Source organism: Sporosarcina sp. P19 (genome assembly GCF_002743165.1).
GTDB classification, from domain to species: Bacteria; Bacillota; Bacilli; order Bacillales_A; family Planococcaceae; genus Sporosarcina; species Sporosarcina ureae.
On sequence record NZ_PDYR01000012.1, the window covers coordinates 1 to 25,952 of the forward strand.

The 25,952-nt window shown below is 42.2% G+C and carries 25 protein-coding genes; 11 read left to right on the forward strand and 14 right to left on the reverse strand.

Annotation, left to right across the window (positions count from 1 at the left end; all coding sequences use genetic code 11):
* Window positions 1-549 precede the first annotated feature (549 nt).
* The 5 genes from fumC to CSV74_RS12440 all read left to right on the forward strand — a co-directional run bounded on the left by fumC (window position 550) and on the right by CSV74_RS12440 (window position 5,318).
* On the forward strand, window positions 550-1,935 hold the full coding sequence (gene fumC / locus CSV74_RS12420) for a class II fumarate hydratase (RefSeq protein ID WP_099691895.1): 1,386 nt from the start codon (window positions 550-552) through the stop codon (window positions 1,933-1,935).
* A gap of 84 nt (window positions 1,936-2,019) precedes the next feature.
* Window positions 2,020-2,544, forward strand: coding sequence for a PCYCGC motif-containing (lipo)protein (locus CSV74_RS12425; RefSeq protein WP_099691896.1), 525 nt, complete (start codon window positions 2,020-2,022; stop codon window positions 2,542-2,544).
* A gap of 610 nt (window positions 2,545-3,154) precedes the next feature.
* Window positions 3,155-4,147 carry a GNAT family N-acetyltransferase gene (locus tag CSV74_RS12430; protein WP_233190913.1) on the forward strand — a complete coding sequence of 331 codons (993 nt, stop codon included), beginning with the start codon at window positions 3,155-3,157 and terminating at the stop codon, window positions 4,145-4,147.
* Window positions 4,144-4,818 carry a Dph6-related ATP pyrophosphatase gene (locus CSV74_RS12435; protein ID WP_099691897.1) on the forward strand — a complete coding sequence of 225 codons (675 nt, stop codon included), beginning with the start codon at window positions 4,144-4,146 and terminating at the stop codon, window positions 4,816-4,818. Before CSV74_RS12430 ends, CSV74_RS12435 begins: the two co-directional genes overlap by 4 nt.
* A 62-nt stretch (window positions 4,819-4,880) precedes the next feature.
* On the forward strand, window positions 4,881-5,318 hold the full coding sequence (locus CSV74_RS12440; protein WP_099691988.1) for a GNAT family N-acetyltransferase: 438 nt from the start codon (window positions 4,881-4,883) through the stop codon (window positions 5,316-5,318).
* 308 nt (window positions 5,319-5,626) lie between these two features.
* Here CSV74_RS12440 and CSV74_RS12445 read toward each other — a convergent pair whose 3' ends face one another.
* The 8 genes from CSV74_RS12445 to CSV74_RS12480 form a co-directional block, all read right to left on the reverse strand.
* A complete protein-coding gene (locus CSV74_RS12445) occupies window positions 5,627-6,217 on the reverse strand; it encodes an alpha/beta hydrolase (protein WP_099691898.1) in 591 nt (196 codons plus the stop codon).
* A gap of 19 nt (window positions 6,218-6,236) precedes the next feature.
* The gene (locus tag CSV74_RS12450; protein WP_369823718.1) at window positions 6,237-6,860 is read right to left on the reverse strand and encodes a flavin reductase family protein; all 624 of its coding nucleotides are present in this window, start codon (window positions 6,858-6,860) and stop codon (window positions 6,237-6,239) included.
* A 3-nt stretch (window positions 6,861-6,863) separates the two neighbouring features.
* The gene (locus CSV74_RS12455; protein WP_099691899.1) at window positions 6,864-7,757 is read right to left on the reverse strand and encodes a VOC family protein; all 894 of its coding nucleotides are present in this window, start codon (window positions 7,755-7,757) and stop codon (window positions 6,864-6,866) included.
* A gap of 22 nt (window positions 7,758-7,779) precedes the next feature.
* Window positions 7,780-8,733, reverse strand: coding sequence for a ring-cleaving dioxygenase (locus tag CSV74_RS12460; protein ID WP_099691900.1), 954 nt, complete (start codon window positions 8,731-8,733; stop codon window positions 7,780-7,782).
* 79 nt (window positions 8,734-8,812) lie between these two features.
* Window positions 8,813-9,268 carry a MarR family winged helix-turn-helix transcriptional regulator gene (locus CSV74_RS12465; protein ID WP_029054835.1) on the reverse strand — a complete coding sequence of 152 codons (456 nt, stop codon included), beginning with the start codon at window positions 9,266-9,268 and terminating at the stop codon, window positions 8,813-8,815.
* Window positions 9,269-9,475: 207 nt separating this feature from the next.
* Complete coding sequence (locus CSV74_RS12470; protein WP_369823722.1) at window positions 9,476-10,204, reverse strand: polysaccharide deacetylase family protein; 729 nt, start codon at window positions 10,202-10,204, stop codon at window positions 9,476-9,478.
* Window positions 10,205-10,586: 382 nt separating this feature from the next.
* Complete coding sequence (gene rsiV / locus CSV74_RS12475; RefSeq protein WP_099691901.1) at window positions 10,587-11,459, reverse strand: anti-sigma-V factor RsiV; 873 nt, start codon at window positions 11,457-11,459, stop codon at window positions 10,587-10,589.
* Window positions 11,456-11,953: an RNA polymerase sigma factor SigV gene (locus CSV74_RS12480; RefSeq protein ID WP_233190915.1), complete on the reverse strand. Its 498-nt coding sequence runs from the start codon at window positions 11,951-11,953 to the stop codon at window positions 11,456-11,458. Before CSV74_RS12480 ends, rsiV begins: the two co-directional genes overlap by 4 nt.
* A gap of 274 nt (window positions 11,954-12,227) precedes the next feature.
* Here CSV74_RS12480 and CSV74_RS12485 point away from each other — a divergent pair, with 274 nt between their 5' ends.
* The gene (locus CSV74_RS12485; RefSeq protein ID WP_099691903.1) at window positions 12,228-13,481 is read left to right on the forward strand and encodes an amidohydrolase family protein; all 1,254 of its coding nucleotides are present in this window, start codon (window positions 12,228-12,230) and stop codon (window positions 13,479-13,481) included.
* Window positions 13,482-14,046: 565 nt separating this feature from the next.
* Here CSV74_RS12485 and CSV74_RS12490 read toward each other — a convergent pair.
* From CSV74_RS12490 to CSV74_RS12505, 3 genes are all read right to left on the reverse strand, one after another.
* On the reverse strand, window positions 14,047-14,235 hold the full coding sequence (locus tag CSV74_RS12490) for a hypothetical protein (protein WP_099691904.1): 189 nt from the start codon (window positions 14,233-14,235) through the stop codon (window positions 14,047-14,049).
* Between the two features lie 152 nt (window positions 14,236-14,387).
* Window positions 14,388-15,008 (reverse strand): helix-turn-helix domain-containing protein, encoded by a 621-nt coding sequence (locus CSV74_RS12495; protein WP_099691905.1) that lies wholly within the window; start codon window positions 15,006-15,008, stop codon window positions 14,388-14,390.
* A 643-nt stretch (window positions 15,009-15,651) separates the two neighbouring features.
* Window positions 15,652-15,840 (reverse strand): DUF6440 family protein, encoded by a 189-nt coding sequence (locus CSV74_RS12505; protein ID WP_099691906.1) that lies wholly within the window; start codon window positions 15,838-15,840, stop codon window positions 15,652-15,654.
* A 184-nt stretch (window positions 15,841-16,024) separates the two neighbouring features.
* Here CSV74_RS12505 and CSV74_RS12510 point away from each other — a divergent pair, with 184 nt between their 5' ends.
* The 5 genes from CSV74_RS12510 (at window position 16,025) to CSV74_RS12530 (ending at window position 22,529) form a co-directional block, all read left to right on the forward strand.
* Window positions 16,025-17,503 (forward strand): S-layer homology domain-containing protein, encoded by a 1,479-nt coding sequence (locus CSV74_RS12510; RefSeq protein ID WP_099691907.1) that lies wholly within the window; start codon window positions 16,025-16,027, stop codon window positions 17,501-17,503.
* A 141-nt stretch (window positions 17,504-17,644) separates the two neighbouring features.
* Entirely contained in the window at window positions 17,645-18,544 is a 900-nt protein-coding gene (locus CSV74_RS12515; protein ID WP_099691908.1) for an ABC transporter ATP-binding protein, read from the forward strand.
* A complete protein-coding gene (locus tag CSV74_RS12520; protein ID WP_099691909.1) occupies window positions 18,544-20,124 on the forward strand; it encodes an ABC transporter permease in 1,581 nt (526 codons plus the stop codon). Before CSV74_RS12515 ends, CSV74_RS12520 begins: the two co-directional genes overlap by 1 nt.
* Window positions 20,125-20,286: 162 nt before the next feature.
* Entirely contained in the window at window positions 20,287-20,973 is a 687-nt protein-coding gene (locus tag CSV74_RS12525; protein ID WP_099691910.1) for an acetate uptake transporter, read from the forward strand.
* A 320-nt stretch (window positions 20,974-21,293) separates the two neighbouring features.
* Window positions 21,294-22,529, forward strand: coding sequence for an S-layer homology domain-containing protein (locus CSV74_RS12530; protein WP_099691911.1), 1,236 nt, complete (start codon window positions 21,294-21,296; stop codon window positions 22,527-22,529).
* Between the two features lie 270 nt (window positions 22,530-22,799).
* Here the strand turns inward: CSV74_RS12530 and CSV74_RS12535 are convergent, their stop codons facing one another.
* The 3 genes from CSV74_RS12535 to CSV74_RS12545 form a co-directional block, all read right to left on the reverse strand.
* Window positions 22,800-24,050, reverse strand: a complete 1,251-nt coding sequence (locus CSV74_RS12535; protein WP_099691912.1) for an Nramp family divalent metal transporter — start codon at window positions 24,048-24,050, stop codon at window positions 22,800-22,802.
* Between the two features lie 52 nt (window positions 24,051-24,102).
* Complete coding sequence (locus CSV74_RS12540) at window positions 24,103-24,738, reverse strand: helix-turn-helix transcriptional regulator (RefSeq protein WP_029054822.1); 636 nt, start codon at window positions 24,736-24,738, stop codon at window positions 24,103-24,105.
* Window positions 24,739-24,845: 107 nt separating this feature from the next.
* Window positions 24,846-25,799: an agmatinase family protein gene (locus CSV74_RS12545; RefSeq protein WP_029054821.1), complete on the reverse strand. Its 954-nt coding sequence runs from the start codon at window positions 25,797-25,799 to the stop codon at window positions 24,846-24,848.
* Window positions 25,800-25,952: the final 153 nt, after the last annotated feature.

A 25,952-nucleotide genomic window follows, 5' to 3' on the forward strand; every position in this document is an offset into this window, starting at 1 on the left:
TACTTACAGATAACGTAAAGTCATATATTTTTTAGGGGATGCATACTACAGATACATCCGAAAAATAATTTTTAGTCTTATTCAAAACTCGATAAACCTTGTCACTATCGTATTTCCAAGAGGGAGTCGCCCCTCCTACGCGCCACTCCCTGAAATGCGAGTGGGTGATACTATTTGTTGTGCATTGAAGTTAGTGTTGTAATACTCTTTTGAACTTCTGTACTTGAATCTAAATAAGTTTAGATAATACTTCACACTCTACATACAGTAAGTGATCTAAGTACCCGTACTATAAAAGTAGGATGGAAGCGGAGGCTGGCGGCGAAGTGCAAAGATGTGCTCCTAACGCTTCGCTATTACTCGCAAAAGCCGTTCTTCGTTACGGCTCTTCCCGCGGGCCCATGGAAAGCGTCCGCCAGCCGGAGCTTCCATCCGATTGTACGCACTAGATAACTCCCACTCCCAACCCTTTTTAATTCAAATCTGCTCGGAAATAGGGCATGATAGAGATAGAGAGTCTGATTATTACTTTGAGAGGTGGATGTAAAGATGGAATATCGTATTGAGCATGACACGTTCGGAGAAATACAAGTACCAGCAGATAAGTTATGGGGCGCGCAGACGCAGCGCAGTAAGCACAACTTTAAAATCGGCGGGGAACGCATTCCGCTTGGTGTAATCCAAGCCTTTGCCCATTTGAAAAAATCAGCAGCGATCGCAAGTCATTCATTCGGCAATCTATCCGAAGTTAAAATGAAAGCTATTAAAGTAGCAGCAGAAGAGGTAATCGAAGGTAAATGGGACGAGCACTTCCCGTTAGTCGTTTGGCAAACAGGGAGCGGTACGCAGTCAAACATGAACATGAACGAAGTACTCGCTAACCGTGGTAACCAGTTGCTTGAGGAGTGGGGCGAGGAAGAACGTCTGCATCCGAATGATGATGTCAATAAATCACAAAGCTCCAACGATACATTCCCAACAGCTCTACACGTGGCGGGTGTTATTGCGGTAGAGCGCGAAGTATTGCCGGCAATTGATAAACTAGCAGCAACACTTCAAAAAAAATCCGAAGACTTCGCGGATATCATCAAAATTGGACGTACGCACTTGCAGGACGCGACGCCATTGACGTTAGGCCAAGAAATCAGCGGTTGGCACAAAATGCTAGAGAAAACACACAGCATGCTGGAAACTAGTGTCCAGACAATGAAAGAACTTGCAATCGGCGGTACAGCAGTTGGTACAGGACTTAACGCACCAGCTGGATTCGGCGAAAAAGTGGCGGAAGAGATTTCAAAATCTGTCGGCATTGAGTTTACATCTGCACAAAATAAATTCCACGCATTGACGAGTTATGATGAAGTCGTCTATACACACGGCGCACTGAAAGCATTGGCTGCGGACTTGATGAAAGTAGCAAATGACGTACGTTGGTTGGCAAGTGGTCCACGTTCAGGTATCGGCGAAATTACGATTCCAGAAAACGAACCGGGCAGCTCGATCATGCCAGGTAAAGTGAACCCGACACAGAGTGAAGCATTAACGATGGTTGTGGCACAAGTAATGGGTAACGACGCAACAATCGGATTTTCTGCAAGCCAAGGGAACTTTGAATTGAACGTCTTCAAACCAGTTATTATTTACAACTTCCTACAATCAGCGAAATTACTTGCTGACGGTATGATCAGCTTCAACGACAACTGTGCGGTAGGAATTGAACCGAACCGTGAAGAAATCGACAATAAAGTGAAGAATTCATTGATGCTAGTAACGGCTTTGAATCCGCATATCGGCTATGAAAATGCGGCGAAAATCGCGAAGAAGGCTCATACAGAAGGTACAACGCTGAAAGAAGCGGCACTTTCTACTGGTTTATTGACAGAAGCGCAATTTGACGAATATGTAGATCCAAGCAAGATGACGGGCAACTCATAATTGTCATGAATTTGTACGCTTGTTTTTCCCGCAAACCATGTATACTAAAGGCATAACCTCTATACGAAGGAGTCAGGAATATACATGAAAAAGAAGTTACTTGCAGGACTGGCTGCGTTGACAGTAGCGCTTGCGGCATGCGGAAACGGCGCTACAGAAAAACCTGCTGAAGTAGATCCACAAGATGTAAGGGCAGAAGCGGGACATGATCACGCAGAGCATTTGCCGAATGGCGACTTGCAGGAAGTAACCGCTTCAGCGGACATCTTGCCTTCATTCCTAGATGATAAGCCGGAAGATATGCGCATGGTTTATCAAGTGGCGGGCAACGCAACGGACATTTTAGAATACATGCCTTGCTATTGCGGTTGCGGAGATAGTGCCGGACACAAGAGCAATATGAATTGCTTCTTAGATGAAGTACGCGAAGACGGCTCCGTTGTCTGGGACGATCACGGCACACGTTGCCTAGTTTGCCTGGAGATCGCAGTGAAATCCGTACAAATGAAGCAAGACGGCATGTCCATGAAAGAAATTCGTGATGCAATTGACAGGGAATACGGTAACGGAGATTATGCGAAACCTACGGATACTCCAATGCCGGTTTGATTGGATAATTGATTAGGCTGCAGATTCACTCTTTTAATGAGGGTGGATCTGCAGTTTTTTTGTGTTTCGCTCAATGCGGATGCGTTTTCGCTCTTAGTTTGTGGTTGAGCGCTCTAAGTGGTTGTCCATCAGCTCCGCTCAATGCGGCTGTGTTTGCGCTCATAGTTTTGGGTTGAGCGCTCTATGTGGGTGTGTATCCGCTCAATGCTGACGTGTTTCCGCTCATAGTTTAGGGTCAAGCGCTCTAAGTATGTGCGTACGCGCTCAATACTGACGCGTATCCGCTCATACTTCAATGGTTAAACGCTCTAAGTGGTTGCCCCTCCGCTCTGCTCAATGCCGATGCGTTTGGGCTCAAAGCTGACGTGTTTCCGCTCATATTTCAAGGTTAAACGCTCTATGTAGTTGCGTATCCGCTCAATACCAACGCAACTCCGCTCATACTCCAAGTCTAACCGCTCAATGCCAACACACATCCGCTCATACTTCAAGCACAACCGCTCAATACCAGCAATCCATCCCCCAAAAAAACACACGACATCCATTCATTTTATTGGCAAGATAAATGGATGTGGTATAATTTAGTTAAATTAGGCAGGAGGGGATTCTGATGATTCATTTTGTACAATTTGAAGAGCAGTATATACCGAAGATGGCCTCGTTATTAGCGGCGAGACATGCAGATGAACGACAGCGTTTTCCGTTTTTGCAGGAGCGTTTTGAGGACATTGAACAAGCAGAGGATCGCTTGCGTGAAGAATTGGAAAAACCGTATACAGGGGGGCTCGTGACGTTGCGTGACGAAGATGTCATTGGCTATTTATTATATGAATATCGTCAAGATGCTACTCGCGGACGTACGGTGTATGTTGGGTATCCCTCATTTGTCATTCATGAAGACGAGCATCCAAGATTGGCGCGGTTGATGTACACGGAAGCTGGCGCGGAATGGGTTCGCAATGGCTACTTCGAACATGTCGTGGATATTCCGGTTGGTAATGATGAATTAATTCTTGAAATGCTGGAGCAGTCGTTTCATTTCGAACAGCGCTTTGCGGCGTTGTCACTTGAACACTATCGTGCACAGCCGGGAGAAAATAGTCTCGTGAAGATGAAGGAACTAGTAGGGGCAGAGCAAGAAATATTGCACAAGATGGCGCCTTGGAACAGTTTGCATCAAGCAAAAGCTCCAGCGTGGAAACCGATTACACAAGAAGCGTTGGATGCAGAGCGCGATGTATTTGCGGCGTATGAAGGCAAGGAAGGTACGCGCAGTTGGGTTGCTGAGCAAGATGGCGTACCTGTAGCCTTTCATCTATTTACACCGGCGGACGCGCGTCATGCGATGACGACGCCGGATGAGTCGGCAGTGCTTGTACAGGCGACGACGAATATTGAGATGCGTGGACAAGGTATTGGCAAGTCGATTGCGAACCACAGTTTCACGCAAATGAAAAATGCAGGCTATAAATATGTCATGACGGATTGGTTGACAGCGAATCATTTGGCGTCATATTTCTGGCCGAAGCTCGGATTCCGTTCGTATATGATTCGCATGGCGCGTACAGTGGATGCACGCATCTCATGGGCGGACGGACAATGACGGGCGTGAAGTTCGTCACATCGTGGAGTGGCGGCAAAGACTCTGCGCTCGCAGCGTATCGCGCAATCCGAGAAGGAAATACGCCGGCGATGCTATGGACGATGTTTGATAAAGATGAGCCGCATTCCAAGTCACATGCATTACCACTGGAGATCATTCAAGCGCAAGCGAAGCAAATAGATGTTCCGTTGATGATTCGAAAAGCAGATTGGGCTGGCTATGAAGTCCAATTCATGGATGCTATGCGCGTTGCGAAAGCACATGGTATTCACAAAGCAGTATTTGGTGACATCGATTTAGAAGATCATTTGTTATGGGTACAGTCGATGTGCGGCAAAGTCGGTATGGAAACCTATCATCCACTTTGGGAAGAACCGCGACGTAAGCTACTTGAAGAATTCATTGCGGAAGATTTTGAAGCGTATGTAATCGTGGTCAATACTAAGATGATGCCTGCAGAATTTCTCGGCAGACGTTTCACGATTGAATTGATGGATGAACTCGAAGCACTCGGCATTGATAGTTGCGGAGAGTCAGGAGAGTTTCATACGGTCGTCGTCGATGGACCGATTTTCAAGGAACGTATTCCTGTGAAAATGAGTGAAACTATTGAAAAAGATGGCTATGTATTTTTGAAGTGCGAGATAGAACAGGAGACTTCCACAGATTGAGAAATTGTCTGTGGAAGTTTCTTGTTTACTGAATAATAGTAGAACAAGGGAGTGCGTGTATGATGAACACTAAGAAAATAATTACAGAAGCAGATCTTCAAAAGTCTTTTGACATACGAAAAGCGGTATTCGTCCAAGAACAACAGGTACCGGAAGAGGACGAGTTTGATGAATTTGATGTACTGAATGAATTATGTGAACATATTTTAGTGGAACATGAAGGACTAGCGATCGCATCAGGTAGATTGAGAGTAGTAAATGGGGTTGGGAAGTTGGAACGCATTTGTGTGTTAGCCTCTCATCGAGGTTTAGGTGTTGGAAAGGTAATTGTTGAAGGTTTAGAAGATGTCGCGAAGGAGAAGGAAATCGCTTCGTTGAAATTGCATGGACAGACACATGCAGAAGAGTTTTATCGTAAACTTGGTTACAAAAATACGTCTGATATCTTTATGGAAGATGGTATACCGCATATTGTGATGGAGAAAAAGTTGGCTATGTAGTTTGAAATAAGACCAGTTCAGTAAAGAAATGCCCCTAAAGTGAGAAGGTTAAATCTCACTTTAGGGGCATGGTTTATTCTTTGTTCATCCACTTTGTAAGAAAGTCTGAATCCTCCAAAGCTTACTTACGTAATTGGATTTCGATAGTAATTTTAAATTCATTGCCTACTGTACTGTGTGCTGTGTCAACGTTCCATATGGCTTTTGTCATATAAATCTCATCCAGCAATGGTTGTTATTTTACATGTAGTAACTTCACTTCGGCTAAAACAAAACGTGCGTATTGTTTTTTATTACATAGATCGTGCTTAATTCAACCAATTTTTCGCTTGCATTGCGACTTCCTGTGTCAGGCTGTGTCCGTTCACCCAAGCTGTTGTTACATTTGCGCCTCTTTCTTTAAAGAGATTAATGACTCGCTTGCTTTCCGATTCTGGCACAATCGGATCACCTTCTCCTAGTGATAGGAATACTTCTACATCGCTGAAATCTTGTTTTTCTTCTACATCTGCAGGATACAGTGGTGCGAATAAAGCGGCTTTTTTGAACGTTTTGGGTTGTTTGAGCATCATTTGAATCGCAATGTTCGAACCGTTTGAGAATCCGACCAACACCGTATCTTCCATTTTGAATTCATACTCTTTTGCTTTTTCTTCAATGAACGCATACAGTTCATTGCCACGGAACTCAAGATCTTCCCAGTCGTACTGACCTTCCCCGTGACGTTTGAAGAATCTATTCATGCCGTTTTCCTGCACATTACCTCTAATACCTAACACGTTGTATTCCGGATTGAGTAGCTCGGCAAGAGACACTAAGTCTGTTTCTGTACCTCCCGTGCCGTGGAGCAATACGAATACGGGTGCACCTTTTTTATTTTCATGGTAAATATATTTCATTACATGACATCTCCTTTGATTATTTAACAGGGCGTTCTACCGTAAATAGCTTACCTATTTCAGCGTAATCACTACCGGCGAGTCTACTTACAGCGTTTAATTTCAACGGGTCAATATAGCCGTTATGATAAATGGTTTCGTCTATGTGATAGTGTTTTACTTTCAACAATAAAACATCCGTAGTGGCGATGTTTTCTTCATTGTAAATGACCAGTGAATCGTATAATTCTGTTTCAAATCTTATTTTGGTTTCATTTACTCCAGGAACTTGGATAGCTTTTGAGTCTACTGTTGTAAAACTCGATATATCCAGCTCGCTTTCGTCCGGTCCTAGCGGTGCGGAAGTTGCATTTGCCGCTTCTACGTTATCCGTATCGACAACCTGGACTACGGCTTCTTTGTTTTCGTAAATATTTCTAGCTGTGTCTTTCGATTTCCCCTCTACGCGCTGTACGGCGATCGATAGCATAGGAGGGTCATACGTGACGATATTGAAATAGCTGAATGGTGCAATATTGACAATACCCGAATCAGACTTCGTAGAAACCAATGCGATAGGTCTAGGAATAACGGAACCGATCAGGAATTTCTTCTTTTCCTTTGCTGTTAGTTCCTCTGGAGAGAAATGAAGCATGTTATTCATCTACTATACCTCCAATTTTGGCAGCAGGTTTTCGTATTCCTGTCTGTTATGTTCGTATTGTTCGGGTAATTTCAGCATGGAACCAAGTGATTCCATGTCTTCATCGACATCAAATCCTGGACCGTCTGTCGCGAACTCGAATACGACACGTCCTCTTTCTTTAATGTATATCGAGTTGAAGTAATTTCTGTCTTTCACTTCGGTGACTTTGAATTCTTCATCTGCCAGTGCAGACTGCCATTGTTTCAATGCATCCTTATGTGGCACGGACCACGCGATGTGGTGGACCGTTCCAATACCGAATCTACCAGCAGGCTGCGGGGGAGTGGCCGTAATGATATGTTGCTTTTCCTTGCCTACTGTTTCAAAGTGTTGATTTTGATCATCTATATCTAGTTCATCTAATCCCATCAGGCCAGTAAGTAAATCTTTTGTGCCTTCAGGGTTTCCAGACAATAAAACAGCTCCGTGGAAGTCGACTATGTCGTATTGATCCGAAGCTATTTCGCCTTCGACTATTGCGAGCTCGAGTCCGTGAACATCGTTGAACTCGAGTGTATCTTTACCGAAAAGCTGAGTCATTTCAGTGTGGATGTTTTGAGCAGTTATATGCTCTTTCCAATATTCCATGCTTCCTTTTGGTACTCTGAAAGCAATTCGTCCGACCTGACCGCTGCCTTTTCTGCCGCGATTATCATTTGTCCAAGGGAAGAATGTAATGACTGTACCAGGCGTCACATGTTGATCGCCGAAGTACAAGTGATAGACACCTGGATCTTCAAAATTGACCGTTTGCTTAATCAGACGAAGTCCCAAAACATCTCTGTAGAACTTCAGATTTTCATTAGGATCTCCTACAATAGCTGTAATATGGTGGATCTTTTTAATTGCTTCCATTTACAAAACTCCTTTCAAACGTTTATGACCGTGTAGTATCGAACGGGCGGATTTGTGATTCAATGTATTCGCGTTTCGGCTCAAGGAATGGTGGGAGTGATAGGTTTTCACCTAATGTTTCGTATGGTTCATCCGTCATGAAACCTGGACCGTCTGTTGATAGCTCGATCAGAATATGCCCGACACGTGTGTATAGTGCTTCAAAGTAGAATCGGTCTACATGACCAGAATGCTGCATGCCCATTTTGTCGTATTGAGCTTCCCAGTTCTTGATCGCTTCATGATCTTTCACTCGGAACGACACATGGTGAACTTGTCCATATCCTTGACGACTTTGTGTGGTATCATCATTTCGTAAAATGACTTGTCCTCCGTTGCCACCTTCGCCTACATCAAACAGTGTCACGTTTTCTTCTTCGAGAATTGGTTTCATACCGTACACATCTGTAAGCATCTTCTTGAAATCTTCGAAATAGCTCACTGTAATTTCAATCGGCCCTAAACCGTAAATCGCGTGCTCTTCAGGTACGGGTCCGTTTTTCCAAGGTGTACCGGGTGCTACACCTTCATTATTCTCATCAGAGAACAGTTGATACTTCTGTCCGTCCGCTTCTTGGAAAGGGAGTACCTTTTTGCCGAAAAGCTCTTGAATGCCGTCGTTTTCTACATCAAACTCCTTGAAGCGATCTAGATAATATTCAAGTGCTGCATCGGTAGGTACGCGCAGTCCTGTTCTGGAAATCGAGTTCGTTCCCGGCGTTCCTTTTGGGTTGTTCGGGAAGTCGAAGAATGTTATGTCAGTCCCTGGTGACCCGATATCATCCGCGAAAAATGTGTGATACGTATGGATATCATCCTGGTTCACCGTTTTCTTAACTAATCTCATTCCAAGTATGTTTGTGAAAAACTCATAGTTTCTCATGGCGTTATCTGTCATTGCGGTAACGTGGTGAATTCCTAATAATTCGTTTGTCATGTAATAAAACCCCTTTGTTATTTATAATTAATTGATATGTTACTAATTCGAGATATTAGATAAAAAACTAGAGTAAACATTACATATTTTGTGCATGTAAACCTAATTTTTTTAACTGTGCAATTAGTTGTTCTTTTTCTTGTATATCTAGTCCACTAAAAATTTCTTTTATTGCTTTCTTGTGTGGGGGAAAAATCTCATTCATCAGTTCCGTCCCATCTGTTGTAATAGACGCATATGTTACACGTCGATCTTTTGGACAAGGTTTTCGTTTTATTAAGTTTTTCTTTTCTAGTTTATCTACAACGTATGTGATGCTACTACTCGCAATCAATATTTGCTCGCCGATTTTTTGTATCGGTTGATCACCTTTACTATAAATTAACTCTAAAACAGCAAACTCTGTTGGGTTTAATCCTGAACGTTTGATATCTTCTTCCGCGCGTAATTTAATGGATTGCAATGCTCGAGTCAAAACAATGAATGCTTTTAGAGACAAATCTTCTTCATAAATTTCTTTAGTTTGACTGTCCATGACGTTCTCCTTTTATCTCGAATTCAAGGTAATCGTATAATATTCACAATCTGATGTCAACCCATACGTTTGTAAAAGACCTGCAATATTTAAAAAGTTTGCATCGTATCCAGTAGAAAAGGCAAGATGAAAGGGGAGGCTAACAGTACGTAAAAAAATAGCCTCCCTACACTAGCATCTAGTAATAGACTTTCATACATTGCGATTTTAAAGTGCAGCATCATTCTGGAAGTTCATGACAAAGTGAGAGGCGTCATTGTACACTCCGAAAATATATCCCTGGTCTTTGAAAAAGTTCAAAATGTCGGGTAGCGCTTCTAAAGTTTGTGATTTTTCATGCATCAATACGATTTCTTTATCTGAAGTAGTGTCTTGTTTGATATTTTGTATTATTTGAGAAGGGTTACCGGGAAGTTCCCAATCATGCGAATCGATCGTCCAATCCCAAATTTTAATATTGGCATCAGCTAGTTGTTTCCGTATGTGCTCGCCGTTCAATCCAGGTGCTGAGCCATAAGGAGGGCGAACTAAACGAGGAGTGGTTCCTGTTATTTCATGAATAAGATCCAGTGATTCAAGCATCTCGGGTAGAAATTGTTGATTAGAGTAAAGTGCTTGATAATTGTGCGTCATACTATGGCCGCCAATATAATGACCTTCTTGCGCTGCACGTTTTACACTTTCTTGGAGATGTTCTTTCTTTAAATTACTCCCTTGCATGAAAAACGTAGCTTTCACGTCATGTGCATCTAAGACATCTAAAAACTGCTCAGTCCATTTACTCGGACCATCATCGAATGTTATATACACTACTTTTTCTGGTTCTTTCTCTTCTACAGGCTGTTCGGAGTTTTCTTCCATAGGTATTTCCGTTTGCCCTTCAGAAGATATTTCTGTTTGTTCATCAGTAGGTGTTTCTGTTCCATCGGATTCAATTGTAGGAAATACTTCAGGTTCAGGACTAGATTCTTCAGGTGGTGTAAACGTTTCTTGCTGATCGTTTGATGCCGGCGTTTCGGTTATTTCTGGTTTGGTTACAAGTTGATCCGATGGACTAGGTACTTCCCGGAAAGAATAAGACGTTCCAACGAAAAGAACAGTACCCGATAGAACAAGAAGAATAAGGAGAAGTAGAAAATATCTTTTCTTCAGCTTTCTTCTTTTCTTCCCGACTTGTTGATGTAGCGTATTCATAAAAATTACATCTCCTATCATTTTGTGTTGAATAGACCGCTTATCATCTTATGTATGTATAAAATCGCCTGTATTCATAGGAAGAACAGCAGACGAAAACCATCATCTGCTGCTGTAAAATAACTTACTGAATATACGTATCCCCAACTAGGGCGTCTTGTAAAATGTCTGAAGGAATCTCAAATGTGACGACTCCCATATAACCTGGTGCTACTTCATACTGATCAAAAGAAATGACGAGTGTATGATCCGCCGTAATATAGAAATCTTGATTGGCTTGAATTGAACTGAACTCGACGTCCTCTCCTTCGACAGCTAAATACGCAGTGTTTTCATCCTCTTCCATTTGTCGTTTCATCTCTTGTTTAATATAGGTAGTAATGATCCCGATATAGGAATCATTTTTAAAGAGACTCGGTAAGGTAAGAAGAACATTATGTTGTTTATCAATCGTATCGTATTGCATCTCAGTGGAAGAAGATCCAGCCGTAGTGGTTTCGTAACGCGCAATAGATAAAATTTGTTCTGTGTCGGTTTTTACTTCATAACCCGAATCCATACCTAAATGACCGCTACCGGCCTCTTCCAGTCTGGCGATCTCTTCCTCAAATTTCGTAAAGAGCGCTTTGTTTTCTTCGATATATTTTTCATTCAGAGCAGTTTGTAATCCTTCGTTTTCCAAGCCATCGATTGCCGGTGTTTTCATATTTGCCTGATATGTTTCCTTTTCCATTGTTAAGGTTTCTATCGTGAAAACTTGCACGATGGAACCGAGAACGGGGATGTTCACTAGTGAATTAGCGAAAGTCGGACTAGCATTAATGCTACCTACAAATAAGGCAGCCGCAGCAGCGACTCCAATTGACCAGTTTCTCAGAGGCGAGCGTTTCTTTTTCGTGTTTTTTGCACGCTGGATTGAGTCCTTCACTAAATTGTCCAATTCGGGAGGAATTTCAATATCGTCATATTCTTTCTTTAGCTTGTTCAACCGTTTCATTCCAAATCCCCCTTTTCAATTTCTATACGCAGTTTCTTTAAAATCCGGTAAAGTCTGGTTTTCACTGTATTACTGTTTTCATCTAAGATGGCTGCTACTTCGTCAATCTTCAAGTCTTCAAAGAAGCGTAAAATAATTAACGACTTTTCATCCGGAGAAAGAGTATCTAGCGCATCTAGTAAATCTATATCAGTTGGTTCATCTTCAGTTTGTGGTAAATAGCCATCTAGAACTTCATCATCCATCACCATCATCCGCTGATGTTTGCGAATAAAATCAATGGATGTATTCACGAGTATCCGATAAAACCATGTCTTTAAATACTTGATTTCTTCCAAGCGATGAATGGATTTTAACGCTTTGAAAATCGAGTCTTGCACAATATCCAGCGCGTTTTCTTTGTTTTTTACATAGCTATAGGCGAGCCGATAATGAGCATTTTGGTTTTCAATTAAAAATTGCTCCACCTGCTCCATTTTTTTATTTTTTGTCATGACAAAAGGTTCACCTTCTTCAATTTTAAACATGTCGCGATCACGTCTTACTCTTTTGACGGACAGCTTCTGCAAAAAGTTTGGATTTTATTAAGAAAAGGAAAATAAGATGACAAGGATCAAATGTAGGGAGAAGCGTATCTATTTGCTTGGGATGCTATAAGCCTTAGAATAAGGTAGTTGCTTACGTTATATGGAGAGCAAGAATTATTTTTCTTGCATTGCAACTGCTATACTCATGACTATAACAATGGATAAAGGAGTAATGTATTTTATGAAGAAATTTATGAATGCGAATATATATGGGGACCCCAATTCCCATGAGTTTTTAGTGGAGAACGGTCAGTTTACAGCGATAGGTAATGATCTCGGCGACGCAGATGAAGTAATTGATCTGCAAGGACGTTTAGTATTGCCACCTTACGTAGATCCTCATTTACACTTGGATTATATCTTTTCGGGGCTAGGCGAAGGAAATGCGAATGTCTCCGGGACGTTATTTGAAGGTATTCAGCGGTGGAGTGATAATAAGAAATCATTGACTGAAGAAATGGTGCGTGAACGTGCGATAAAAGGAATTCAAAAAGAAGTGAGTAAAGGGGTTCAATTCATTCGTACACATGTAGACATTACCGACCCAAATTTAACGGGAATGAAAGCGTTAGTAACACTGCGTGAAGAATTGAAAGATCTCGTTACATTACAACTCGTAGCCTTTCCTCAAGAAGGATTCTTTAGATATGAAGGGGCAGAGCGTCTAATGGAAGAAGCACTTGAAATGGGTGCGGACGTAGTAGGGGGCATTCCTCACTTTGAAATTTCCTATGAGCATGGTGTGGAATCATTGCGACGTATTGTCGACATGGCCATCAAGCACAATGTGATGATTGATATTCACTGTGATGAAAACGATGATCCAAATAGTCGATTCTTAGAAGTGTTAAACGCACTCGTTATGGAAAAAGACTATGGTAAATATACAACGGCCAGTCATACATGTAGCTTCGGTTCAGTCGATAATAGCTATGCCAATAAAATGTTAGGTTTATTTAAAGAATCACAAATCAACTTTATTTCTTGTCCAACTGAAAACGCCCATTTACAAGGACGTGGCGACAGTTATCCTAAACGTCGAGGCTTAACCCGAGTAAAGGAGTTAGTCAATAACGGTAATAATGTGGCGTTTGCTCAAGATTCCATAGCGGATTACTGGTATCCTTTAGGCAATGGAAATATGATGAACATTTTAGACAATGGGATTCACTTAGCGCATTACACGCATATTGACGAGATCAATAAGGCGTTAGACTTGATCACGTACTACGGTGCCAACATTATGAGAGTAAATGATGCGTATGGTATTGAAGTGGGGAAACCCGCGAACTTTATCTTGTTGGATGCACAAGATCCTTATGAAGCCATTCGTGAGCGAGCAGAAGTGTTGATGTCCGTAAGAAACGGTGGCTATCTCTTTAAGCGTGAACCGCGGAAAAATGAAGTAGAAGTGGATTTCTTAAAGCAATCGTAAATGTTCTTGATCATACTTGAAAATCCTCTTCAACATGTGTTGGGGAGGATTTTTTATAGTTTATACTAGTGATTTGAAATTCTGATACTGAAAACTTATGTGTAAACTGAATTAAGCGATGATGGGGAGTGGTTGGAACCCGTTGATCTGCACTCGCCGGGTGTTTCACCTGTCAAAGCAAAGATGTGCTCCTTCTCGCTACGCTTCACTCGCAAAAGCCGTTCTTCGTTACGGCTCTCGCTGATCTTCCGGGAGTCGCCGGCTTCCACTCCAATCAACTAAGCGACTACGAATAAGCTTCTTCCACAATCGCCCACGTTAACGGGATAGTGGTCGCAACCCGTTGATCTGCGCTGCAGCCGGACGCGTTCCGGAGGGCGTGCGGTGAACCACACCCCTTCGCTTCGCTCGCCGGGTGTTTCACCTGTCCCGCTGATCCTCCCGGCTTCCGCTCCGATCAACTAGCCAACTACAGAGAAGCCTCTTCCATAAACGCACCCGATAGTTGATTAAGAATTATAGTATAGTTGACACAAAACGCGAGATGAAAAAGCAGAAATACAACTCAAAAATTATGCGGTTTATCAACCTTGATGGATGCGACTTCTCCACAATCTTTACAGAAAGTATAGATAAGTGCAGAGCCAGCGAAGAATGATTTATCAATTGGTCTTAATTTAACAACGTTATCCATTATCCCTTTAGTAAAAGAATCACTACCGCAGAATTTGCAAATAAATTTTTGTTCGTCCATTATTATCACCTCAAAAAGTAGTACTTATTATTGCACACGCACACTTACCGGAATATCCCTATAAGTAAGAAAAAATATTTTACAACACGAACACACTAGGCTTATTCAACTGAATGGTTTCGTAATTTAGCGGAAATGTCAAAAAAATCTTTTTATAACTTTGATCTCCTCCATGCAGGTATAAAAAACAATATATTTACGATAGTTAAAATTACAATACCAAAAAGTAATATAACAAATGTATTTATATTTTGTTCAAAAGGCAAAATTACATAAAACAAAAAGGAAAAGGCAAATAATAAATCAAACCATATAATTTTTTTTGATCCAGATTTTCTGTTGAAATAATCCCTTGATCCTATGAATGCTAGAACCAATCCGATTAAAAACAAAGCACCCCACCAAATATACGGATACCAATCAGGCATTGAACCGAATTCAGACTTGTCAATCCCCTTATAACCTATAAAACCGACCAGCATTAAAATTCGACCAAAAACAGCTGCCATTTGCATTTTTATATCCTTTTGACCTTGTTTAATCTGATTTTCTACATCTTTTCGTTCCCCTACATATTGCTCAGGAGAAACTAATTCTTTAATATCACTATCAAATATTTCTGCCAATTTTATTAGATTATCTGTTGACGGTTCTGATTGATTTGTTTCCCATTTTGATACTGCCTGCCGACTCACTCCTAACTTTTCAGCTACATATTCTTGCGATATCTTAAGAGATTTTCTTTTAATACTAATATTAGAACCTAACGACATAATGCAACACTCCTTTTCCAATATGATCACTGTAATCGTATTGCTTTTATAGGTTGCACACCACCAACCATACAGCAACTATTGGTTGCAACTGCTTGATTTAACACATTTATTCAATAAAATTGGCCCATTTGTGGAATACTGACAAGACAAAGATCATCAATTAAAATCCAGACCACGCGAATAAACTGTTGGCTAATTACTATATTGGTAGTGTACTTAATATATTTATGTTTTACTATAAAAAACAAAGCACTTTTACAGACTTGTTGCAGTCTGTAAAAGTGCTTTTAGATAAGCATCCATACTTTCAGTAGCACGGTAGGCGAGTGCTTTGACTATCGATATAGTTTTACCAGCGTATTCACATATAACACGAAACAATTACCAATTGCTGCTTAAATGTAGAGTAGTGCATCATGCGTTTCATTAATTAGCAAATCAGTTTTTGAATTGCGAATAAAACACTACCAAATATATTCAGTAGTGTTGATCCACTTTAAAAATATCTACTATACAAGTCGTGTCGTAGTTTCCCACTCAAGTGCGCATAAATTTGTGTAGTTTCACTTATTAGTCAGTATGTCCGCTTGGAAGAATTTTATTTATTGTGGGATAGATAGAGTGTGAATGTCTGAATGGGTTACCGTCCTGATCGTAAATAGTCATCATCCACAGGTGGTTTTCCTTCCGCGTCAACGAGGACTGTCATGCCAAGACCATAGCCTTTAGCTTGTGACATATAGAGAACGCCTGTCTGATTGTCTCGTATCACTTGGAACTGTTGCAGTTTTCCCTGTTTCTCGATAATTTCAAAACGTTTCGTATTCAAACTAGAACCCTCCTTTATATAAGTATTACTATACAGTCTATTGTTTGACTATTAAAAAAGTAATCGGTTTTCTCGTAAGTAGTGCATTTCTCCAGAAGGAAATTAATTCAAAAAACTTTGAAACTATTTCTGTAATTCTACGTCTGTACGGCATACTACTAGATTATAGAGAGGATGAAGTCGAATGAAGAATAAAATCATAGCGGTACTCGGTGCGATTTTGCTAGTATGCGGTTTTCCTTTATCAAGCGTAGCGGCAGACAAAGCGGGATTTCCGGACGTTCCAGATTCGAAGCATTTCGCGGAAGCGGTGAATGACTTGGCGTCACGCAATATAATTGGAGGCTATCCAGACGGAACATTCCGTCCGAGCGAATCGATTACGAGAGGGCAGGCGGCTGCTATTATCGTGAAGTTGACGAAACTTGAGACGACGAACGTAAAAGATCCGAAATTCAAAGACGTTTCGACTGCAAATGGTTACTATAAAGCGATTGCGGCATTAGCACAAAAAGGTGTCATCAACGGCTATGGTGACGGACGATTCGGACCGAACGATTCTATTACACGAGCGCAAATGGCATCGATCATCATCAAAGCGTTCGAATTGCCGCTATATCGTGATCCGGATTATGGATTTAAAGATGTTGTGCATAAAAACGGCCACAGAGATGGAATTTATAGTCTATATCAACTCGGGCTGACAACAGGTACGTCTCCCACAACATTTAGTCCGAATGCTTCCATTACAAGAGGTCAAGCAGCAAAACTACTGAAAGCAGCGGAAGATGTGAAGCCGGGGATTCTAACGATGCATGCGAAAGATTTTAAATGGAAGAGATTCAACGATGTCAGCAAAACGAACTCGGATGTATTCGATGTCGTGGCAGACAGTGAAATACCGAGTCAAGTCAATTTGAAGACGAAGATTCATATTGTGCCGAAGAAAGAAGGGACGGCGACACTGACATTTTCAGGAGCACCTTCATCCGATACAGATGATAAAAATTATAGAAAATACTATGTACATGTCAAAAAAGTGAAGGGTGCATGGGATATTTCATTGGAAGAGACAACCGATATCTATTCGACACCAGCAGAACTGTGGATGCATTATGAAAGAAGAGAAAACAACGAAGCGTTCATAGATGCAGAGTCTATTTCTCTTTCTACAGAGGAAGGGGAACTGGTGAATGAACGTGTGAAATTTGAACGTTGCGAAAATGACTCGCTTCAATATTGCCATGTGATTTATTTTGATCAGCCAGGAAAATTCATTGCGACGGTTAAGTATATGGACGGCAAGGAAATGCGCTATTACGTTACGTCTACTGAGCACAAAGATCAATTTTATTATTACACGCATATAACTCCGATCAAGCCGAATGAAGTGTTACAGATTTGGGATGGCGCTCTTCTTGGCAAGCATGTGCTGCCTAAGGGAAGTGAGGAAATTGCGACTGTGACGCGAGATCCGGGGACGAATGTGTTCCGTATTACGCCAAAGAAAACAGGAGAATTCTTTGTGGACTTCCCGGATAGTAAGGTAGCACCGGGTAGTCATAGGATTTACTACGGTATTACGGTCCGAGTGAGTAAATTGGGGCCTTATCTGCATGTGTATGCGGCTGTTAGTGAAGAAGATGATATGGTGTTTGATTAATTGGATAGTTAGTAGGAAAGCAGGCATGCGTCGCGTGTCTGCTTTTTTGGTGTAAATAAATAAAATGTCTCCAGCATGATCGTCATATGCTACACTACAGTCAACAACAAGCTCTAACTCAAACTACGGGAGGGCATGCAGATGAATGTAATTGAGATGAATCAAGTGACGAAGACTTTTGGTAAGCATCAGGCGTTAGATGGACTGGATTTGACAGTGAAGAACGGCGAAGTGTTTGGCTTCATCGGGCCAAATGGGGCAGGGAAGTCGACGGCGATTCGGGTTTTGCTCGGCATGCTTCGTGCTACGAACGGAACGGCAACGATTTTCGGCAAGGATGTATGGCGAGACGCGGTGGACATTCATCGACGTATTGCGTATGTGCCGGGAGACGTGAATTTGTGGCCGCAGCTAACGGGCGGCGAAGTGATTGATTTATTCGCGAGTCTGCAAGGGAATGTCCATGAACAAAGGCGTGAAGAGTTACTTGCACGCTATCAGCTAGATCCGACGAAGAAGTGCCGAACGTATTCGAAAGGAAATCGACAAAAAGTCGCTTTAGTGGCGGCATTTGCCTCCGATGCGGAATTATTTCTGTTAGATGAACCGACGTCTGGACTCGATCCTTTAATGGAAAAAGTGTTTCAGCAATGTGTGGCGGAAGTGAAGGCGCAAGGGAAGACAGTGTTGCTGTCGAGCCATATTTTATCGGAAGTAGAGAAGCTATGCGATCGCGTGGGCATCATCCGGCAAGGACGTCTGATCGAGTGCGGTACGTTGAATGAACTACGGCATTTGACGCGGATGCAGCTGACAGTGGAGACAAGAACTCCGATTGAGTCGCTCGCTTCGTGGCAAGGTGTGCATGATGTAGTACCGACAGAAACCGGCTGGACGTTTCATGCGGATGCAGAGGAAATGGAAGCGATTATGCACAAGCTAAGCGTGCACGGTATACGGAAGATCGAAAGTGCTCCGCCTACGCTTGAGGATCTATTCATGCGGCATTATGAAGAAACCGCGGAAGGTAGGGATGTGTGATGAAGGGGGCCCCATTTGCAGGTGTTCTTCGTCTATCCCAATTCATGATCCGGCAAGATCGCATGCGTTATATGTGGTGGCTCGTCGGAATCACGGTCATGACGCTTGTTGTACCGCCTGCTTTTAATGAATTATATCCGACTGAGCAGGATCGTAATCTAATGGCGGAAACGATGAAAAATCCCGCGATGGAGGCAATGGTAGGTCCTGGGGATCTGGCGAATTACACGCTTGGCGCCATGGTTTCCCATCAGATGCTGTTGATGACCGCTATCGCAGTCGCCATTATGAATATATTATTGATGGTGCGCCATACGCGGGCAGAGGAAGAGGAGGGGCAGGCGGAATTACTGCGTTCGTTGCCGATTGCCCGGCATTCACAACTGACGGCTTCGATACTTACGCTGTTCGGTGTCAACTTGTTACTGGCGTTGCTAATCGGCGTGGGTCTGTATAGTCTTTCATTCGATAGCATGGGGTTGTCTGGATCAGTTATTTACGGTGCGTCGCTTGGTGTGGTCGGCTTATTTTTTGCAGGGGTGACAGCAGTTTGCTCGCAACTCTCGGAAAGTTCGCGGGGGGCAGTCGGTCTGTCGTTTACGGTGATGATCGGCTGTTATGTATTACGGTCAGTTACCGAGTGGATTCCACCGTTTGGCTGGCTGACGCAAGTTCAGCCGTATAGCGACAATAACTGGTTGCCGGTAGTGGGATTAGTCATCACAAGTCTTGTATGGTTTGCGTTAGCTATCATTCTGCAGGGCAAACGCGATATGGGTTCAGGCTTTCTTCCGTCCAGAAGCGGTCGTGCACATGCTTCCATTCTGTTGCGTCATCCGATTGGACTCGCGTGGCGACTACAAAGAACCGCGTTCATTTCATGGTCGGTCGGCATGCTAGTACTCGGGTTGTCTTACGGTTCCGTTCTCGGAGATTTGGATTCGTTTTTTCAAGACAATGACATGCTCGCTGCGATGATTGTGGCGGATGAAAACAGTTCATTAACTACTCAATTCCTGCCGATGCTAATGGCGGTACTTGCTTTTATCAGTACGATTCCCGCATTGCTTTCCATTCATAAAGTAGTAGGCGAAGAGCGGAAATCACGCGTAGATCATTTGCTAGGTCGCGCGGTTTCAAGAAGAAAGTTACTAGTTTCTTATTTGGTGTTGGCGTTGTGCACTGGATTTCTGATGCTGAGCTTGTCGGCACTTGGTTTATGGTTAGCCGGCACCACATCGATGGAAGATCCCTTCACGTTCTTCACCGTATGGCAAGCTAGTATCGTTCATTTTCCAGCGGTGGTCGTGATGATTGCGATTAGCACGTGTTTGATTGGGATCGCACAAAAGGCGACGGGCTTCATTTGGCTCTATTTATTCTACGGATTCCTTACGCTGTATTTAGGCGGCTTGTTCCAGTTTCCTGAATGGATGGAAAAGCTTTCGCCATTCGGCTTTGTTTCCAAGTTGCCAATTGAGGACATGAACTGGCTGCATGCGGGTGGATTGGTGGCAGTGGCTGTGGTTTTGCTTCTCTTCGGTATCCATCGATTTACTAATCGAGATATAGAAGGATAGGGATTTATCTACTAATCATGAAATTTACTTCCAATTTTGACTAATTCAGCACAAATCGATAAAAGTACTAGTATTATTGAAAGGAATATCGGGAAAAGATTTCCTGAAATAACTATTAGTTCTATTATGAGTGAAGTTTGGTTGGATTTTCAGGAGGTTGTCATGAGTATAAATCAAGAAACAAAAATAGTTAACGCAGACCCTTCTGCAATAGGACTATTCGGTTTAGCGATGGTAACACTCGTCGCGTCGTCACAAAAACTGGGCATCACTACAGAAGTTTCATTTGTTATCCCTTGGGCAATACTTCTCGGTGGTTTCGCTCAATTATTTGCTTGCGTGATTGATACGAAACGCAATAACACATTCGGTGCTACCGCATTCGGCGCATACGGACTTTTCTGGCTTGCGGTTGCTGCTTCTTGGATGATGCAGCGGGGGATCTTCGGGGAAACACTGGCGGCAGGAGTGGATCCGCATCAATTAGGTTTCGCATTCGTCGGCTATCTGATTCTCACTCTATTTTTGACAATCGGTGCGATGGAAACACATAAGGTCTTGTTCTCTATATTTTTCTTCATCAACTTTCTGTTTATCGGCTTGGCGCTTGATAGCTTCGGCTTATTCGGTGCATTCCCTCAGCAATTGGCGGCCTACTCAGAAATGATTATTTCATTGCTGTCGTTCTACGGAGCAGGGGCGGCGGTTCTGAACGAACATTTCGGCAGGGAATTCATACCGGTCGGAAAGCCATTTGGCATCTTCAAGAAGTCGGATGAAGCGAAGGCAACACCTGTACGTCCTGTGAAAACAGGTAAAAACTTTAAAGTGAAAAACACGTTTAGTTAAATTAAAACCAACCAGACACGAGTAAATCAGTACATGATCCACACAAAAAGCATCTACGTTTACGCAGATGCTTTTTGTGTGGATTTTCTATATCAAACCGTTTCTTTACTTGTCTTACATTCAACTAGTAAACCACCGTCGTCCTTAAGGTAGTTAATCATACCTTCTGCAGCGCGGTAAGCAAATGCTCCAATTGTTTTAGTTAGATTTTTGATGCTTTTCCTTAATTAAATAAAAGTGTCTATGTTTTCAGGTAATTTATTGGTAATATGATAGTAGAAAGATTTTAAATCTACTAACTAACGGAGGAGTGGGAGAGTATGAAGAATACGTTACGAGTTCTAGTATGGACAGCATTCGCGTTGGCTCTATCGCTTGTTTTTGCAAATTTCAATGAAGCTTCAGCAAAAGAGTTCAAGGATGTATCGAAAAAGCATCCGAACTACACCGCAATTCAAGAAATGCAGAAAGCGGGTTATATCAATGGTTATCCTGACGGAACATTCCGTCCAGGTGAACCGGTCAGTCGTCAGCACGTAGCGTCTTTACTCGATCAAGTGTTGAAGTTTCCGCAGCCGCCTACCGATAAATTGGTCTTTGCTGACGTGCCGAAGAACCATATGTATTATAAACCGATCATGAAGTTATACAACAAGGGGATCATCAGTGGAGGACTGGATAAGAAATTTAATCCGAATGCATCCATTACAAGAATCCAGATGGCGAAGATGCTGGATTTGGCCTTTGACTTCCATATGAAGGAACCAGCACAGTTTGAAGATCTCAGCTTCTTGCATTGGGGATACGCACACGCTAGTGCGTTGTATTCTAATGGTGTAACGAAAGGAGATCGCGGAAAGTTTCTTCCGAATCAGTCCGTTACACGTGCGCATTATGCAGAGTTTTTGTATCGTGCGATGAAAGTCGGTAAAACTCCTTCTGGCAGTCTGGTCAGCAAAGAAAAAGCGGTCGATTTGACTATGCGTTTACCTATTGTGATTGAAGGAATTCGTATTCAAGGAAAAATAGATAATCAATCATACAGTCAACTTCGCTCAAAGCAGTTGCCCTACGCTACACAAGCGTTTGTGGATGGGTTGCTGAAAGAAGATTATCCGAGCGTTTGCACACATTGTGATTCGTTTTTATTCCCTGGTTTAACAATCGAACCTTCCATGCGGTTCGACTATACACAACCAGATGCCAACACACTTCACGTCCATACCGTTTCATTTAGTAATCTTTTAATAGGTGGCGGCTTTGTTGATTATGTGTTTAAGAAAGAATCGGGTAGTTGGAAGATGGATAATTTTTCTGGTGCAGCAGTCGGGAAAAAGAATTTTGAGCTGACAAGACAAGAGGCAGAGCGTGTAGTGAAATTGAATTACCCTAACTCTTCAAAAGTTCGAATCTCCTACGTGTCACAAACTAAAGAAACAGGAGAAGATCCTGTTACGAAAGAGAAGTATTCATTTACGCAATACAAATTTAGTGTAGACTCTGAAAATGGCCGTGAGACGGTTCGTGTAAATTCAGACGATGGTTATGCTTACTAGTAATTTATCTTAATATGAAACACACTAGCGTTCTGCCGATTTGGCAGAGCGCTTTTATGAGCGGTTGAAGATGGGGATAGAGCGGATACACGGATGCATAGAGCGATAGTGGGGCGTGATTGAGCGGTAACGCGACTAGATAGAGCGAATACGCAGCACCATAGAGCGTTTCCCAGTATTTAATGAGCGGATAATGAAATAGAATCTCTTACATACACGAAAAAAGCGTCCCACTTTAAAAGTGGAACGCTTTTTCTTATGCAACAATTCTTACAAGTACACTTGAACCGCATCCACTAAACTATAGCCACCTAGGAAAATCGCGATCAAGATGACGATAGCTCCAATGACATTGAGTAAAGTTGAGTTGCGCTGATCTCCGAGTAATTGTTTATTATTCATAATCATAAATAGGTAAATCGCTACAATTGGAAGCAGAATTCCATTCAGTGCCTGTGCTGCTAGCAATACATCAAGTGGACTGAAACCAATTGCCGATGTGATAATACCAATAATAATAACACCGGAGAATACCATTTTGAACTTTTTATTCTTCATTCCGCCTTCCCATTTTAACACACTGCTAATTGCGACTGCTGCGCCAAGGGGACTTGCGATAGCGGATGAGAAACCTGCGGCAAAGATACCGATTGCGATAAACACTTTCGCCCATGAACCGAATAATGGCTCTAATTGGATAGAAAGGTCGGCTACACTCGTTACTTCCATGCCCATCATAGTAGATGCAGCGGTGATTAAAACTGCAGCAGTTATTAATCCACCGATACAAATCGAGATGATTGTATCCCACCTTGCTTCCTTCAAGTCACCCACCTGCGTCCAGCGTTCCTGAACCATGGAGGAGTGGATGAAGAAATTATACGGAACGACCGTTGTTCCGACCAATGCGATAATCATAATGATCGAACCGGTCGGTATGCTTGGGATAAACGCTCCCGCAAATACCGCGCCAATATCAGGTTTTACGACAATCATTGTCGTAATGAACGTCACACTCATAACGATGACGAGGAAAATCATTAATTTTTCGATTAACTTATAACTGCCCGACAACCCCAAGAATAGAATCGCTACACCGATGAAAGGGCTTACAATATGTGCTGGAATATTCGTCAATGTAGAGATACCAAGGGACGTTCCCATCAAATCACCCGAAATATAGGCAGCACAGCCGACGCCAATAGATATAATGACGAGCCATATGGAAGCGAATTTCAGTAAGGGTTGTTTGAATTGGTCGTGTATCGCTTCGCCCAATCCCTTTTTCGAAACCACACCAAGTCGTGCAGACATTTCCTGAAGAACGATTGTTGCGATAATAGAGAAGACTACTGCCCATATTATGGCGTAACCAAATCCAGCACCTGCACGAGTGGCGGTAGTGACAGTACCCGGACCTATGAAAGAAGCAGTAATAATGGCTCCTGGTCCCATCGATTTTAACTTTGAAAGTAACCCATTTTTCTTAACTTGCTGTGTAGCGGGTACGTTAGCAACCATTTTCTTTTCCTCCCCTAGTTTTCCTCACCTAATTAAGAGAGGAAAAGAAAGGTCACTTTTCCTCGAGTGAGTTATAAATTGTTTGTTTGGAAACACCTAATAAATCCGCAATACGATCAGCCGATCCTTGAATTAGAAAGATCCCTTTACTTTCCAGCTGTCGCACAAAGGTAATACGGTCTTTACGTTTCAAGTTTTCGACATCGATCCCAAGCTCCACTATCGTGCTTTTCGTGATGTTGTCGAACACTTCATCAATATGGGTCGCATACGTTTCATTGAAATGCTGCCCATCATAGTTTGTATCAGGTCTGATCATTTCTTCGAGTACTTGGTGCAGACGATTGACTTCCGTGATATCCAAATTGATACCAAGGAAACCAATCACTTTGCCGTCCATGTCTCTAATGAATACAATGGAAGTCTTAATAATCTTTCCACGCATCGTATTCGTGATGATGCCATTCAGATCTTTAATATTCTCATGCTTCTTCTTCAATTCCTTCAAAATAACTTCCGTAGTAGGGGCCCCAACAGATCGGCCCGTAACATCACCTTTTAAATAAATTAAAGAGGACTCTACTTTCGTCACATCATGAATGACCACTTCGCAATTCACATTGAACACACTGTAGATAGCGTCAGCCATTCGTATATAAGAATCGAAAATCAATTTATTGTGTTTCATAACCTTTAACACTCCTCAGATTAAATACTCTTCCTTATTTTCCTATACCAAGAAGGAAAAATCGACTGTTTTCGATCGAAGTGTCTAGTAATCTGGGAAGTAGTAGCTTATTTTTCTTCTCTTTGCTGATTGTAAAGGATATTTCCTGCTAGTGCATATAGGATCAAAGTAGAAGCAAAATGAGCAGAAAACTGATTAGGATCTTGTTGTGGATAAATTTCCACGAAGTCCATACCGATTACGCCAAGTTTACAAATCTCATGTACTAATGTTAGTAATTCATAAGAAGTTAAGCCGTTTCCATCTACTGGACCGCCTGGATTGAATGCGAAATCCAAAACATCACTACAAATCGTCAAGTAGACGCAATCTACGTCTTTTGAAGCTTGTGCATAGATTTCCTTAGCCATCTCTTTCAAATCTTTATGACCACGGATTTCATTGATCGTAATTGTTACTGCGCCAGCAGCTTTCGCATTGCGACCGCTCTCGGGTTTATTACGAGGTCCGTGGATACCTGTATGAATGATGCTTTCGTTGCGCACGCCTTCTTGTTCATACAAACGAGCAAATGGGCTGCAGCGGGCGAATTGGTCACCATTGTGAGATGGGAGATTGTCATAGTGAGCATCCATATGAATGATTCCAACCTTTTTATCCTGCTCTGCAATCGCTTTCACGACAGGATATGTAATACCATGATCGCCGCCAAGACCAATGATGAACTTGCCTGACTTCCATAATTCTGAAGTAAAATCAGTGATTCGCTTCATCGTTTCGTCTACGTCAGCAGGCACGATGTCGATATCTCCCATGTCCCCCAGTGTGACGTGTTCGAAAATATCCATATCATTGATTTCAGGAAGGTAACCCGAGTAGCGTGAAGAACATAAGCGCATTACTTTTGGACCAAGTTCGCAGCCTGTATAATCACCCCACGTAACCGCACCTTCCCAAGGTATTCCGTATACTATCACGTCTACATCTGAAAAATCTTTTGTTGCTGATATATTTTTAGCCCCTAACATACAAGGAGTATTGCCGTAGATCATCTCTGTCATATTAATTACCACCTTTAATTTTTTTAAAGAACTTTTACTAATAGTAAATCAACATTTACTAATTGTCAAACAGTTTTAAATAAATTAAATAAAATGGGTTTGGTATGTGTGATTTTGAAAAAAGTTTGAAGTGGTATGAGCGGGTAACAAGGT

Bases quoted from the DNA above. Each gene is read 5' to 3' on its own strand.
- fumC (WP_099691895.1), top strand. From the start codon at position 550: ATGGAATATCGTATTGAGCATGACACGTTCGGAGAAATACAAGTACCA.
- CSV74_RS12425 (WP_099691896.1), top strand. From the start codon at position 2,020: ATGAAAAAGAAGTTACTTGCAGGACTGGCTGCGTTGACAGTAGCGCTT.
- CSV74_RS12430 (WP_233190913.1), top strand. From the start codon at position 3,155: ATGATTCATTTTGTACAATTTGAAGAGCAGTATATACCGAAGATGGCC.
- CSV74_RS12435 (WP_099691897.1), top strand. From the start codon at position 4,144: ATGACGGGCGTGAAGTTCGTCACATCGTGGAGTGGCGGCAAAGACTCT.
- CSV74_RS12440 (WP_099691988.1), top strand. From the start codon at position 4,881: ATGAACACTAAGAAAATAATTACAGAAGCAGATCTTCAAAAGTCTTTT.
- CSV74_RS12445 (WP_099691898.1), bottom strand. From the start codon at position 6,217: ATGAAATATATTTACCATGAAAATAAAAAAGGTGCACCCGTATTCGTA.
- CSV74_RS12450 (WP_369823718.1), bottom strand. From the start codon at position 6,860: ATGAATAACATGCTTCATTTCTCTCCAGAGGAACTAACAGCAAAGGAA.
- CSV74_RS12455 (WP_099691899.1), bottom strand. From the start codon at position 7,757: ATGGAAGCAATTAAAAAGATCCACCATATTACAGCTATTGTAGGAGAT.
- CSV74_RS12460 (WP_099691900.1), bottom strand. From the start codon at position 8,733: ATGACAAACGAATTATTAGGAATTCACCACGTTACCGCAATGACAGAT.
- CSV74_RS12465 (WP_029054835.1), bottom strand. From the start codon at position 9,268: ATGGACAGTCAAACTAAAGAAATTTATGAAGAAGATTTGTCTCTAAAA.
- rsiV (WP_099691901.1), bottom strand. From the start codon at position 11,459: ATGAAACGGTTGAACAAGCTAAAGAAAGAATATGACGATATTGAAATT.
- CSV74_RS12480 (WP_233190915.1), bottom strand. From the start codon at position 11,953: ATGACAAAAAATAAAAAAATGGAGCAGGTGGAGCAATTTTTAATTGAA.
- CSV74_RS12485 (WP_099691903.1), top strand. From the start codon at position 12,228: ATGAAGAAATTTATGAATGCGAATATATATGGGGACCCCAATTCCCAT.
- CSV74_RS12490 (WP_099691904.1), bottom strand. From the start codon at position 14,235: ATGGACGAACAAAAATTTATTTGCAAATTCTGCGGTAGTGATTCTTTT.
- CSV74_RS12495 (WP_099691905.1), bottom strand. From the start codon at position 15,008: ATGTCGTTAGGTTCTAATATTAGTATTAAAAGAAAATCTCTTAAGATA.
- CSV74_RS12510 (WP_099691907.1), top strand. From the start codon at position 16,025: ATGAAGAATAAAATCATAGCGGTACTCGGTGCGATTTTGCTAGTATGC.
- CSV74_RS12515 (WP_099691908.1), top strand. From the start codon at position 17,645: ATGAATGTAATTGAGATGAATCAAGTGACGAAGACTTTTGGTAAGCAT.
- CSV74_RS12520 (WP_099691909.1), top strand. From the start codon at position 18,544: ATGAAGGGGGCCCCATTTGCAGGTGTTCTTCGTCTATCCCAATTCATG.
- CSV74_RS12525 (WP_099691910.1), top strand. From the start codon at position 20,287: ATGAGTATAAATCAAGAAACAAAAATAGTTAACGCAGACCCTTCTGCA.
- CSV74_RS12530 (WP_099691911.1), top strand. From the start codon at position 21,294: ATGAAGAATACGTTACGAGTTCTAGTATGGACAGCATTCGCGTTGGCT.
- CSV74_RS12535 (WP_099691912.1), bottom strand. From the start codon at position 24,050: ATGGTTGCTAACGTACCCGCTACACAGCAAGTTAAGAAAAATGGGTTA.
- CSV74_RS12540 (WP_029054822.1), bottom strand. From the start codon at position 24,738: ATGAAACACAATAAATTGATTTTCGATTCTTATATACGAATGGCTGAC.
- CSV74_RS12545 (WP_029054821.1), bottom strand. From the start codon at position 25,799: ATGACAGAGATGATCTACGGCAATACTCCTTGTATGTTAGGGGCTAAA.